10 protein-coding genes are annotated in these 13,025 nt (G+C 72.3%); 4 read left to right on the top strand and 6 right to left on the bottom strand.

All coding sequences use genetic code 11. From position 1 onward, the window contains the following. Window positions 1-54 precede the first annotated feature (54 nt). The 4 genes from ACGF5T_RS02155 to ACGF5T_RS02140 form a co-directional block, all read right to left on the bottom strand. A complete protein-coding gene (locus ACGF5T_RS02155) occupies window positions 55-1,542 on the bottom strand; it encodes a gluconate:H+ symporter (RefSeq protein ID WP_366766048.1) in 1,488 nt (495 codons plus the stop codon). A gap of 132 nt (window positions 1,543-1,674) precedes the next feature. Then, window positions 1,675-2,085, bottom strand: a complete 411-nt coding sequence (locus ACGF5T_RS02150; protein WP_053136351.1) for a RidA family protein — start codon at window positions 2,083-2,085, stop codon at window positions 1,675-1,677. Further along, a complete protein-coding gene (locus ACGF5T_RS02145) occupies window positions 2,082-2,867 on the bottom strand; it encodes an IclR family transcriptional regulator (RefSeq protein ID WP_356604082.1) in 786 nt (261 codons plus the stop codon). Before ACGF5T_RS02145 ends, ACGF5T_RS02150 begins: the two co-directional genes overlap by 4 nt. Continuing rightward, the gene (locus ACGF5T_RS02140; protein ID WP_366766047.1) at window positions 2,864-3,985 is read right to left on the bottom strand and encodes a sugar kinase; all 1,122 of its coding nucleotides are present in this window, start codon (window positions 3,983-3,985) and stop codon (window positions 2,864-2,866) included. Before ACGF5T_RS02140 ends, ACGF5T_RS02145 begins: the two co-directional genes overlap by 4 nt. A 187-nt stretch (window positions 3,986-4,172) precedes the next feature. Between ACGF5T_RS02140 and ACGF5T_RS02135 the strand changes: the two genes are divergently transcribed. The 4 genes from ACGF5T_RS02135 (at window position 4,173) to ACGF5T_RS02120 (ending at window position 8,927) form a co-directional block, all read left to right on the top strand. Then, window positions 4,173-5,462, top strand: a complete 1,290-nt coding sequence (locus ACGF5T_RS02135; RefSeq protein ID WP_366766046.1) for an amino acid deaminase — start codon at window positions 4,173-4,175, stop codon at window positions 5,460-5,462. A gap of 10 nt (window positions 5,463-5,472) precedes the next feature. After that, complete coding sequence (locus ACGF5T_RS02130) at window positions 5,473-7,083, top strand: D-aminoacylase (protein ID WP_366766045.1); 1,611 nt, start codon at window positions 5,473-5,475, stop codon at window positions 7,081-7,083. 121 nt (window positions 7,084-7,204) lie between these two features. Further along, window positions 7,205-8,416 carry a pyridoxal phosphate-dependent aminotransferase gene (locus ACGF5T_RS02125; protein WP_366766044.1) on the top strand — a complete coding sequence of 404 codons (1,212 nt, stop codon included), beginning with the start codon at window positions 7,205-7,207 and terminating at the stop codon, window positions 8,414-8,416. Window positions 8,417-8,504: 88 nt separating this feature from the next. Next, window positions 8,505-8,927, top strand: coding sequence for a hypothetical protein (locus ACGF5T_RS02120; RefSeq protein ID WP_356604073.1), 423 nt, complete (start codon window positions 8,505-8,507; stop codon window positions 8,925-8,927). 136 nt (window positions 8,928-9,063) lie between these two features. On the opposite strand, the gene ACGF5T_RS02115 is transcribed toward ACGF5T_RS02120, so the two are convergent. Together ACGF5T_RS02115 and ACGF5T_RS02110 are read right to left on the bottom strand one after the other, a co-directional pair. Further along, window positions 9,064-10,806 (bottom strand): Ig-like domain repeat protein, encoded by a 1,743-nt coding sequence (locus ACGF5T_RS02115; protein WP_366766043.1) that lies wholly within the window; start codon window positions 10,804-10,806, stop codon window positions 9,064-9,066. 373 nt (window positions 10,807-11,179) lie between these two features. Beyond that, window positions 11,180-13,009 carry a phosphoenolpyruvate carboxykinase (GTP) gene (locus ACGF5T_RS02110; RefSeq protein WP_356604069.1) on the bottom strand — a complete coding sequence of 610 codons (1,830 nt, stop codon included), beginning with the start codon at window positions 13,007-13,009 and terminating at the stop codon, window positions 11,180-11,182. Window positions 13,010-13,025: the final 16 nt, after the last annotated feature.

Here is a 13,025-nt window from a genome sequence, read left to right as displayed (position 1 = left end):
AGTGCCCGCGCGAGCGCCCGGATGAGCGCCCGGATGAGCGCCCGCACGGGACGCCTACACGAACAGGCTGAGCAGCGCCGCGACCACGAAGCCGGCGACCGACAGCACGCTCTCCAGCACGGTCCACGTCTTCAGGGTGTCCCGTTCGCTGATGCCGAAGTACTTCGCGACCATCCAGAACCCGCCGTCGTTGACGTGCGAGGCGAAGATGGAGCCCGCCGAGATGGCCATGATGACCAGGGCGACGAACGCCTGCGAGTGGTCCCCCTCGGCGAGCAGCGGCGCCACGATGCCCGCGGTCGTCACGATGGCGACCGTCGCCGAGCCCTGGGCGACCCGCAGGACCAGCGAGATCAGGTAGGCGAGGACGATCACCGGCAGGCCGACGTCGTTGAAGGTGTCCGAGAGCGCCTGGGCGACGCCGCTGGCCTTGAGGACGGCGCCGAAGATACCGCCCGCGCCGACCACCAGCAGGATGTTGCCGACCGGCTTCAGCGAGGCCGTCGAGACGGTCTCCAGGGACTTGCGGGACCAGCCGCGCCGGATGCCGAGCAGGTAGTAGGCGAGGAACAGGGCGATGGTCAGCGCGACGAACGGGTTGCCGAAGAACTCGATCACCGAGCGGAGGGTGGACGGGTCCAGGGCGATGGAGGAGAAGGTCGCGGCGAGGATCAGGACCAGCGGGGTGCCGATGATGCCGAGGACCGTGCCGAGGGCGACCGGGGTCTCGCGCGGGGCGACGCCGGCCTTGGTCTGCTCGTCGATGACGGCCTGCTTGGCCTCCTCGGCCGCCTCGACCATGTCCTGCGGCACGGGCACGAAGATGCGGCGGCCGATCCAGGCGGAGAACACCCAGGCGGCGAGGACGGCCGGGACGCCGCAGACGACGCCCATGAGGATCACCCAGCCGAGGTCCACGTGCAGCAGTCCGGCGGCGGCGACCGGGCCGGGGTGCGGCGGGAGGAAGGCGTGGGTCATCGACAGGCCGGCGAGCAGCGGCAGGCAGTAGAGCAGGATCGACTTGCCGGAGCGCTTGGCGGCGGCGTAGACGATCGGCGCGAGGACGAAGATGCCGACGTCGAAGAAGACCGGGATGCCGAAGATGAGGCCGGTCAGGCCCATGGCGAGCGGGGCGCGCTTCTCGCCGAAGAGGCCGAGCAGCCGGCCTGCCAGCACCTGGGCGCCGCCGCTGACCTCCAGGATGGCGCCGAGCATGGTGCCGAGGCCGATGATGATGGCGACGTGGCCGAGGATGCCGCCCATGCCGGACTCGATGGTGGAGACGGCGTCGGACTTCTGGACGGTGCCGAAGAGTTCGGTGACCGACAGGCCGGCGAGCAGGCCGACGGCTATGGAGACGGCGAGCAGCGCGACGAAGGGCTGGAGCCGCACCTTGATGATGAGGAAGAGCAGGAGCGCGATGCCGATCGCGGCGACGGTCAGCAGGCCCGCCGTGCCGTCGATCAGGTGGAGCAGGCCACCGGTGTGCGGCGGTGTCTGAGCCGGAGCGGAGGCGGCGAGCTGGAGGGACGGGTAGGACATACGGGGGTCCTCTGGGTAAACACATACTGCTTTCGGGCAGGGCGGGGCGCGGCACGGCGCCCCCGGAGGGGGTGGGGGCACCATGCCGTGCGACAGACAGGCAGACGGAACGGAAGGGCGACCGGGGAAGGGTCAGCCCAGGACGGCCAGCGCGTCGATCTCGATGAGGAGGCCGGCGGGCAGACCGACGTAGACGGTCGTGCGCGCGGCGGGGGCCTGGGTGAGGCCCTGCTCCTCGAAGTAGGCGTTGTAGATCTCGTTCATCTCGGCGAAGTGGTCCACGTCCGTGAGGTAGACGCGGATCATCATCACGTCGTCCCAGGAGGCGCCGCCCTCCTCCAGGATCGCCTTGACGTTGGCGAGGGTCTGGAGGGTCTGCTCGCGCAGGGTCGGGCCGGCCGGGGTGGGGGCCTTGCCCTCCTCGTGGGGGAGGAAGCCGACCTGGCCGGCGACCTGGAGGATGTTGCCCTTCTTCACGCCGTGGGAGAACTTCGCCGGCGGGACGGTGTGGGTCGCGGGCGTGAGGGCGGTCTTGTCGGTCATACCGTGTCCTTCTCGGGGTGGTGCTCGGGGTGCTGCACGGGGGTCCTGCCGGAGTACTCGCCGCTGATCGCGTCCGCCGTACGGCGCACCAGCGGGAGCAGGGTGAGGAGTTCGTCGGCGGTGACGACGACGTTCGGCGCGGAGACCGACATCGCGGCGACCACCCGGCCGTCGGCGCCCCGGATGGGCGCGGCGACGCAGTTGATGGACTCCTCGTGGCCACCGAGGTCGGTGGCCCAGCCCTGTTCGCGCACCTTGGCCAGCTCCTTGACGAAACTGTCGGCGTTCGGCGTCGAACGGGCCGTGTACAGGGGGTAGTCGAGCTTCTCCGCGAGGGCGCGACGCTCGTTCTCGGGGAGGTCGGCCAGCAGCAGCTTCGCCACGGCGGCGACGGTGATGGCGACGGGCTTGCCGATCCGCGAGTACATGCGGACCGGGTAGCGGCTCTCCACCTTGTCGATGTAGAGGACCTCGTTCTCCTCGTAGACGGCGAGGTGGACGGTGTGTCCGCAGCTCTCGTTGAGGCGTACGAGGTGGGGGTGGGCGATCTCGCGGACGTCGAGGTTCTCCATCGCCTCCTGGGCGAGGGCGATCAGCCGGGCGCCCAGGCGGTAGCGCTGGTCGGACTGGCGGTAGACGAAGCCGTGTTCGTGGAGGGTGCGCAGCAGGCGCAGCGCCGTGGACTTGTGGACGCCGAGGCGGTCGGCGACCCGGCCCAGGTCGGCGGGGCCCTCGGCGAGCAGCGGCAGGATGCTCAGCGCGCGGTCGACGGTCTGGCTCATGGTGTGCGTACCTCCTCCTCGGCCCGCTCGGCGGCCTGTGTCCAGCCGGGGCCGAGTCGCAGTCTCCCCCACGCGGCGTCGTCGAGGGCGGCGAGGCGGTCGGCGTGGTCGAACCAGGAGGGGCGCCGCGCCGGGGGTCCCCCCAGGCCTTCGGCACTGGGGGAGGCTCCGTCAGGGGTGGCGGCCGGGTGACGGGCGGGCGGGACGGCGAGGTCACCGGGGACGGTGAGGGCGGCGGCGGCCATCAGGTGGCCGTGGCGCAGGCGCTCGCGCACGGGCAGTCCACGCAGGGTGGCGGAGAGGAACCCGGCGGCGAAGGCGTCGCCCGCGCCGACGGCGGCGACGACGTCGACGGTGAGGGCGGGGACCGAGGTGACCTCGGTGCCGTGGAAGGCGGTGGCGCCGGTCGCGCCCTGCTTGACGACGAGCAGTTCCGGTTCGGGCAGTGCGGCGCGTACGGCCTCGGGGCTGCCCAGGCCCCAGGCCTCGTCGTCGCCGACGAACACGAGGTCGGCGCCGCGGGCCAGCTCCAGCAGCACCCGGGAGCCGTCGCTCTCCCCGCGCCACAGCCCGGGGCGGTGGTTGACGTCGAAGGAGACCAGGGGCCGGCCGGGGCGGCGGGCGGTCAGCTCGCGCATCAGGTCCAGGCAGTCGGCGGAGAGGGCGGGCGTGATGCCGGAGAGGTGCAGGACGCGTCCGGCGCGGATCGCGTCGAGGTCCATGTTCCGCAGCGACATCGCGGAGGCCGCCGAGCCTGCCCGGTAGTACGCCACCTCGTGGGCGTCGGTGGCCCGGTCCCCGGCGGTGCGGAAGTACACGCCGGTCGGGCGGTCGGGGTCGCGGCGCACGGCGGAGACGTCGACGCCGTACGCGCCGATCGCCTCGACGAGGTGGTCGCCGAAGCCGTCGGTGCCGGCCCGGCCGACCCAGCGCGCGGAGTGGCCGACGGCGGCCAGGACGCAGGCCACGTTGGACTCGGCGCCGCCGATGCCCCGGTCGAAGGAGGGGACGTCGGCGAGCCGCCCGGGACGGGAGGGGAGGAAGGTGACCATGGACTCGCCGAGCGCGACGACGTCCACGACGCCGGGGGCGGTGCTGGTGGGTCCGGTGGCGGTCACGATGGTGAGGGCTCCCTTGCGGCTCTTCGCGGGCCTCGGCGGATCCGTTGACCCCGCGTTGGCCGAGATGTTAGACAGCAGTAAGCGACATACGCAATGCCCGTTGCACACAATGCAACGAGTGGCCGTACCCCGACGCTTCACCTGTCGCGGCACCCGACGCGACACCGCACCTCATGGAGGCTCCATGGCCCTCGACACCGGCACCGAAGCCCTCGCCCGCCTGGCCGAGGAGCACGTCGACCACCGTTTCAAGGGCCTGCCGCCGGACGCCGACGGCCTGACCGTCGCCGAGCTGGCCGGTCAGCGCCGCAACCTCTTCACCGGCGGCTTCACCACGCCGGTGCTGGCCCTGTCCGCCGAGCGCCTGGAGCACAACCTCGCGCTGATGGAGACCTACGCGGCCCGGCACGGCCTCGCCTTCGCGCCGCACGGCAAGACCTCCATGGCCCCGCAGCTCTTCCACCGCCAGATCGAGCGCGGTGCCTGGGGCATCACCCTGGCGGTGCCGCACCAGGTGCGGGTCGCGCGGGCCTTCGGCATCCGGCGGATCTTCCTCGCCAACGAGCTGGTCGACGCCGCCGCACTGCGCCGGCTCGCGGCGGAGCTGGACGCCGACCCGGACTTCCGCTTCGTCTGCTACGTCGACTCCGTGCGCGGCGTCGCGCTGATGGACGCGGCGCTGACCGAGGCGGGCGCCGGCCGCCCGGTGGACGTCGTGGTCGAGCTGGCCGCCGGTGAGGGCGCCCGCACCGGGGTGCGCACGGAGGAAGAGTGCGCCGCCGTCGCCGACGCGGTGGCCGGGACGCGGACGCTGCGGCTGGCCGGGGTCGCCGGGTACGAGGGCGAGGTGCCGGACGCCGACCCGGAGAAGGTGCGCGCGTGGCTGCGGCGGCTGGTCGCGCTGACCGTGGAGTTCGACAAGGCCGGGCGCTTCGCGGGGCTGGACGAGATCGTACTGAGCGCGGGCGGCAGCGCCTGGTTCGACGCGGTCGCCGACGTCTTCGCCGGGGTCCCGGACCTCTCCCTGCCCGTGCTGAAACTGCTGCGCTCGGGCGCGTACGTCTCGCACGACGACGGGCACTACCGCGAGGTGACGCCCTTCAACCGCGTCCCCGCCGAGGGCGCCCTCGAGCCGGCCTTCCGGCTGTGGACCCAGGTGGTCTCCCGCCCCTCCGCCGAGCAGGCCTTCGCCAACGCCGGCAAGCGGGACGCGGCCTACGACCTCGACCTGCCCCTCCCCCAGGCGGTCCGCCCGGCCGACGGGGGGCCGGAGCGCCCGGCCACCGGCATCACGGTGACCGGCCTGTCCGACCAGCACGCCTGGCTGCGCACCGCCCCGGAGGCGGAGCTGGAGGTCGGCGACTGGGTGGGGCTCGGCCTGTCCCACCCGTGCACGTCCTTCGACAAGTGGCAGCTGATCCCGGTCGCGGAAGCGGACGGGACGGTCGTCGACTACATCCGTACGTTCTTCTAGGAGGTCCCCCATGGAAGAGCTGGTCATCCGGGACGCGGACGTCGTCGACGGCTCCGGCGCCGACTCCTACCGCGCCGACGTCGTGATCGACGGCGGCCGGATCGTGTCGATCGTCAAGGAGGCGGCGGCCGCGGGCTGCCAGCGCCCGAGCGCCCGCCAGGAACTGGACGCCGAGGGCCTGGTCCTCTCCCCCGGTTTCATCGACATGCACGCCCACAGCGACCTGGCGCTGCTGCGGGACCCCGACCACAGCGCCAAGGCCGCACAGGGCGTCACGCTGGAGGTCATCGGCCAGGACGGGCTGTCGTACGCCCCGGTCGACGACCGCACCCTCGCCGAGGTGCGCCGCGCGATCGCCGGGTGGAACGGGCCCGGCGACGACATCGACTTCGACTGGCGCTCGGTCGGCGAGTACCTGGACCGGCTCGACGGGGGCATCGCCGTCAACGCCGCCTACCTGATCCCGCAGGGCACGGTCCGCGCCCTCGCCGTCGGCTGGGACGACCGGGAGGCGACCGACGCCGAGCTGGAGCACATGCGGCGCCTCGTCGCCGAGGGCATGGAGCAGGGCGCGGTCGGCATGTCGTCCGGGCTGACGTACACGCCGGGCATGTACGCCAAGGACGCGGAGCTGACCGAGCTGTGCCGGGTGGTGGCGTCGTACGGCGGCTACTACTGCCCGCACCACCGCTCGTACGGGGCCGGGGCGCTCCGGGCGTACGAGGAGATGGTCGAGCTGACCCGGGACGCGGGCTGCCCGCTGCACCTGGCGCACGCCACCATGAACTTCGGCGTCAACAAGGGCAAGGCCCCCGCACTGCTGACGCTGCTCGACGACGCGCTGGCCGCGGGGGCCGACATCACCCTCGACACGTACCCGTACACCCCCGGCTGCACCACCCTCGTCGCGATGCTCCCGAGCTGGGCGAGCGAGGGCGGCCCGGAGCAGATCATGAAGCGGCTGGCGGACGACGACACCGCCGAGCGCATCCGGCACCACATCGAGGAGATCGGCTCCGACGGCTGCCACGGCGTGCGCATGGAGTGGGACACGATCGAGATCTCCGGCACGGGCGACCCCGCGCTCGGGGAGTACGTCGGCCGTACGGTCCTGGAGTCGGCCCGGCGGCGCGGCGAGACCCCGTGGACGGTCGCCCGGAACCTCCTGCTCGCCGACCGGCTGGCGCCGACCATCCTCCAGCACGTCGGCCACGAGGAGAACGTGCGCGCGATCATGCGGCACCGCGTGCACACCGGCGGCTCGGACGGCATCCTCCAGGGCACCAAGCCCCACCCGCGCGCCTACGGCACCTTCCCGCACTACCTCGGCCACTACGTGCGCGAGCTGGGCGTGCTGTCGCTGGCGGAGTGCGTCGCCCATCTCACCTCGCGCCCGGCGGCCCGGCTGCGGCTGCCCGACCGCGGGCTGGTCCGCGAGGGCTACCGGGCCGACCTGGTCCTCTTCGACCCGGCGACGGTCGCGGCCGGCAGCACGTACGAGAACCCGCGCGTGCTGCCGACGGGCATCCCGCACGTGCTGGTCGACGGGCGGTTCGTGATGCGGGACGGGCTGCGCACGGACGTGCTGGCGGGGCGCTCGGTGCGGCGGACCCCCCGGTAGCCCTCCCGGGTGGTTTCCCCGGCCGCCTCCGCTGCGGCTCGGGGAAATCCACCCGAACCACACGTCTCACGTGGCGGAAGACACGGCCCACCGCACGGCGTCGGGTCGTAAGCTCACGGACATGCAGGTGATCCAGTCGACCAAGCTCGCCAACGTCTGTTACGAGATCCGGGGCCCGGTGCTCGAGGAGGCGATGCGGCTGGAAGCGGCCGGGCACCGCATCCTCAAGCTGAACACCGGCAACCCGGCCGCCTTCGGCTTCGAGTGCCCGCCGGAGATCCTGGAGGACATCCTCCGCAACGTGTCGACGGCCCACGGCTACGGCGACGCGAAGGGCCTGCTGGCGGCGCGCCGGGCCGTCGTCATGCACAACCAGACCCTCGGCATCGAGACGGACGTCGAGCACGTCTTCATCGGCAACGGCGTCTCCGAGCTGATCGTGATGGCGATGCAGGGCCTGCTGGACGACGGGGACGAGGTCCTCGTCCCGGCGCCCGACTACCCCCTGTGGACGGCCGCCGTCTCCCTGTCCGGCGGCACGGCGGTGCACTACCGCTGCGACGAGCAGTCCGACTGGATGCCGGACCTGGCCGACGTCGAGCGGAAGATCACCGACCGCACCAAGGCGCTCGTGATCATCAACCCGAACAACCCGACGGGCGCGGTCTACGACGAGGCGATGCTGCGCGGACTGACCGACATCGCCCGTCGGCACAACCTGCTGATCTGCTCCGACGAGATCTACGACAAGATCCTGTACGACGAGGCCACGCACACCCCGACCGCCGCGATCGCCCCGGACCTGCTCACGCTCACCTTCAACGGCATGTCGAAGGCGTACCGGGTGGCCGGCTACCGGGTCGGGTGGGTGTCGATCTCGGGGCCGCGCGCGCACGCCGAGTCCTACATCGAGGGCCTGACGGTCCTGGCGAACATGCGGCTGTGCGCCAACATGCCGGGGCAGCACGGCGTGGTCGCGGCGCTCAGCGGGCGGCAGACCATCAACGAGCTGGTGCTCCCGGGCGGGCGGCTGCGGGAGCAGCGGGACGCCGCCCACGAGGCGCTGACCAGCATCCCGGGGGTGACCTGCGTGAAGCCCAAGGGCGCGCTGTACCTCTTCCCACGGCTGGACCCCAAGGTCTTCAAGATCAAGGACGACCGGCGGATGGTCCTCGACCTGCTGCGCCAGGAGAAGATCATGGTCGTCCAGGGCACCGGCTTCAACTGGCCCGAACCCGACCACTTCCGGGTGGTGACCCTGCCGACCGCCGGGGACCTGCGCGAGGCGGTCGGCCGGATCGGGAACTTCCTGGACGGTTACGGCCAACCCTGAGGTCGAACCGAGCCAGTCTCCGATCCTTCTCAACTTTAGATTGAATCCAATGTAGGATGGTTTCCTGAAGCACTCAGGAGGCCGTCCCATGTACGAACCGATCCGCACCAGGTCCGTCCACACCACCACGGGCGGCAGCACCTCGGACTTCCCGCACCGGTCCCGTGAGGAGGAGCTGGACATCCAGCTCGCGGGCCATCTCGCGGCGCTGCTCACCGCCACGGACGAGCTGCGCGCGCTGGCCCCCTCCCCCGACCTGGACACCGCCGCCGACCGGCTCGCCGAGCAGGTGGCCCGGTTGCGGGGAGGCCGGGCGGCGCTCCGCGCGCCGCTGACCGCCGCGCACCCCGAGCCGCACCTGGCGGCCCTGCACCGGCGGGCGCACACCCTGGCGAGCCGCGCCCTGGTGGTGGCGGCCTCCAACGCCGACACGGCGGTCGCGATTTTGACCGCCGAGCGCATGGACGCGCACGCCGCGGCGCTGGAGCCGCGCGAGCTGGCGTCCCGCTGAGCCCTTCGGGCTCCCCCGTACGGCCCCGGTCCGCGCGCACCCGCAGCGACGCGCGGACCGGGCGCCACTCACCCCACTCCGCGGGCGGTGGCACCGAGGGCAGCCCGCCCCCGGTGCCCCGCCCGCGGGTGCGTGATCAGCGGGTGACGCGGACCGTCGCCGACGCGGTCGACCCCTCGTGCAGGTCGTCGCCGGGCCAGCTGACCGTGTAGGTCGTGTTGCGGCGGGCGCGCGGCAGGTCGTCGACGGTGAAGGTGCCGTCGGCGGCGACCGTCACCGACGAGAGGGTCCCGGTGCCGAGCCGGTCGGTGCGCTCCACCTTCAGCACCGCCCGCTCGGGCAGCGCCTTCCCCTGGGCGGTGAAGGTGCCGGTGATGTGGACGCCGGTGCTCATCGCCGCCTCGGCCGGGGCGGTGAGGGCGATCGAGGTGGCCGCCCTGCCCACGGACACCGTGTGGGTGACGTCGGTGGCCGGGCGGTGGGTGAGGTCGCCGAGGAACGACACGGTGTACGTGGCCTCGCCGACCAGGTCCGGCTCGTCGAGCACGCTGAAGGTGCCGTCCGCCTTGACGGTCGCCGTGCCGAGCCGGTGCGTGCCGCCCGCGTCGGTGCGGGTCGCCGTCACCCTCAGCGGCTCGGCGGGAGCCGGTCCGTCCAGCTCCAGCCGGCCGCGCACGGCCAGCGCCTCACCCGCGACCGCCTGGGCGGGGCTGTGGGTCAGCCCGCCCGTGAAGCGGGTGTCGTACTGGACGGCCGGCGGCTGGACGACGTGCAGCCAGTACTGGCCTCCGGTGGCGTTGGTGGTCACCGCGAACAGCCGGGAGCCGTCGGCGGACCACTCCAGTCCGCGCGGCGCGACCCGGTCGCCGTCGAGGCTGCCCTCGAAGGCGAACTCCAGCGCGGGCGTCCCGTCGGCCGGGACGGCGGGCGAGAGCAGCAGGTCGGGCGTCGCACCGGTGGCCGAGGCGCCGCGCGCGAGGTACTTGCCGTCCCCGCTGAAGGCGACGGCGGAGGAGACGGCACCCTCCGGCAGCGCCGGGTAGCCGGTCGCCGCGTCGGAGAGGTCGGCGGTGTCCAGCAGCCGGGTACCGGCGGCCGCGTCGGCCACGGCGACCTGGGTGCCGTCCGCGGAGAAGGCCATGTCCTTGAGGTTCGCCGCGCCCTTGCCCTCGGCGTCGGCGAAGCGGCGCTCGGCCGTGCGCACCGGGGTCGTCCCGCTCGCGTCGAACACCGCGAGGAAGGGGTTGGGAGCCTTGGCGTTCGACGGCTGGCCCAGCATCAGCCGGTCGCCGGGTCCCGCCTCCAGCTGGAGCTTGCCGTTGTCCTGCCAGCCGCTGCGCTGCCAGGTGTTGTCGGCCTGGTTGTAGTCCAGGTACGTCAGCGTCGTCTCGCAGTCGGACATGCTGTTGGCGTACGGCGTGGTGTGGTACGCCCTGCCGCCCGCGAAGGCCATGCTGCGGCCGCAGGTGTCGGTGCCCGCCACCGCGGAGCTGACCGGCAGGTAGGTGCTGGTGTCGTACCGCAGGATGCCGTCCCGGCCGCCGACGTGCAGCACGCTGCCGTCGGCGTTCAGCGCGAGGCCGGAGACGTGGCGCGGGGTGGTGAGGGTGGTGACGCGCTCGCCGGAGAAGTCGTAGACGGCGACGAGTCCCCTGTTCTCGTAGTAGCCCAGGTTGCTGTCGGCGACGTACACCCGCTGGTGCGCGGAGTCGACGGTCAGCGCCGAGAACGAGGAGATCGGCAGCTTGGCCACGACGTCGGAGGCCGCCGCGTGCGCGGCGGGTGCGGCGGCGACGGTCAGCCCGCCGGCGGCGAGCGCGGCGGTGAGCAGCGTGGCCGCGAGACGTGCGGTGCGTCTGGTACCTCGTAACGTGTTCAACTGTGCCCCCCACAGGCTGTGTCGGCGACCCGACGGACCACGGCGCCCCCTCCCCCGCGGGGCGGGGAACAGCCGTTCGGGTCGTGCAAGATCGGGAGCGTACCCCGGCCCGCCCGGCGGCACGGCGTGGTTTCCGCGGCGTGGCGCAAGAGGAACGGCGCGTTCTGTCCGGTGGGGTCGCGGGCGGGACATGCCGAAGGGCCGGGTCCTCCGCACGCCGTTGTGCGGTGACCCGGCCCGAGCGGGAACCTCCCGCGCTCCGGGGTACTGCGAGCTACTGGAGCACGGGGAGCCCCCCTCGTGACCGGCCTTCGTGACGACTTCGCGGGTCAGGGCTAGTCGGACCGGCCACGGAGTCTGGCGGTGTGCGGACTCAGCCCAGGCGCCGCACCAGCGCCCGGTACTGGTCCCACAGCTCGGTGGGCGTGTGGTCGCCGAAGGTGTTCAGGTGCTCGGGGACGAGCGCCGCCTCCTCGCGCCACACCTCCTTGTCGACGCTGAGCAGGAAGTCCAGGTCGGCGTCGGCGAGGTCGAGGCCGTCGGTGTCGAGGGACTCCTTGGTCGGCAGCACACCGATCGGGGTCTCGACGCCGTCCGCCCTGCCCTCCAGGCGCTCCACGATCCACTTCAGGACGCGGCCGTTCTCACCGAAGCCCGGCCAGACGAAACGGCCCTCGTCGTCCTTGCGGAACCAGTTGACGTAGTAGATCTTGGGCAGCTTGGACTGGTCCTTGTCCTTGGCCACGTCGACCCAGTGCCCCATGTAGTCGCCCATGTTGTAGCCGCAGAACGGCAGCATGGCGAAGGGGTCGCGGCGCAGCTCGCCGACCTTGCCCTCGGCGGCGGCGGTCTTCTCGGAGGCCACGTTGGCGCCGAGGAAGACGCCGTGGTTCCAGTCGAAGGACTCGGTGACCAGCGGTACGGCGGTGGCGCGGCGCCCGCCGAAGAGGATCGCCGAGATCGGCACGCCCTTCGGGTCCTCCCACTCCGGCGCGATGATCGGGCACTGCGCGGCGGGGGTGGTGAAGCGGGCGTTGGGGTGCGCGGCCGGGGTGCCCGACTCCGGCGTCCAGTCGTTGCCCTTCCAGTCGGTGAGGTGGGCGGGCGTCTCCTCGGTCATCCCCTCCCACCACACGTCGTTGTCGTCGGTGAGGGCGACGTTGGTGAAGACCGAGTTGCCCCACAGGGTCTTCATCGCGTTGGCGTTGGTGTGCTCGCCGGTGCCGGGCGCGACGCCGAAGAAGCCGGCCTCGGGGTTGATGGCGTACAGGCGGCCGTCCTCGCCGAAGCGCATCCAGGCGATGTCGTCGCCGATGGTCTCGACCGTCCAGCCGGAGATCGTGGGCTCCAGCATGGCGAGGTTGGTCTTGCCGCAGGCCGACGGGAAGGCGGCGGCCACGTACTTGGGCGCGCCGGTGGGCGGGGTCAGCTTCAGCACGAGCATGTGCTCGGCGAGCCAGCCCTCGTCGCGGGCCATGACGGAGGCGATGCGCAGGGCGTAGCACTTCTTGCCGAGCAGGGCGTTGCCGCCGTAGCCGGAGCCGTAGGACCAGATCTCGCGGTCCTCGGGGAAGTGCGAGATGTACTTGGTGCTGTTGCACGGCCACGGCACGTCCGCCTCGCCCGCCGCGAGGGGGGCGCCGAGGGTGTGCACGGCCTTGACGAAGAAACCCTGGTCGCCGAGTTCGTCCAGGACCGGCTGTCCCATGCGGGTCATGGTGCGCATGGAGACGGCGACGTACGCGGAGTCGGTGATCTCGACGCCGAGCGCGGAGAGCGGGGAGCCGAGCGGGCCCATGCAGAAGGGCACGACGTACATGGTCCGCCCGCGCATGGAGCCGCGGAACAGACCGCCCTCGCCGCCCGTGCCCCGGAAGATCTCCCGCATCTCGGCGGGGTCCTTCCAGTGGTTGGTCGGGCCGGCGTCCTCCTCCTTGGCGGAGCAGATGAAGGTCCGGTCCTCGACACGCGCGACGTCGGAGGGGTCGGAGGCCGCGTAGTAGGAGTTGGGGCGCTTGACGGGGTCGAGTTTGCGGAAGGTGCCCTTCGCCACGAGCTCCTCGCACAGGCGCTCGTACTCGGCCTCGGATCCGTCACACCAGACCACTTCGTCCGGCTGGGTCAGTTCGGCGATCTCGTTCACCCACGAGATCAGCTCCTGATGGTCGGTGGGGACGGGGGGAGCAGCGATGTCGCGCGCCACGATTGCTCCTAAATGA

This window comes from Streptomyces sp. NPDC047853 (assembly GCF_043204535.1).
Taxonomy (GTDB): Bacteria; Actinomycetota; Actinomycetes; order Streptomycetales; family Streptomycetaceae; genus Streptomyces.
This window is presented reverse-complemented; position numbering and strand designations above follow the sequence as displayed.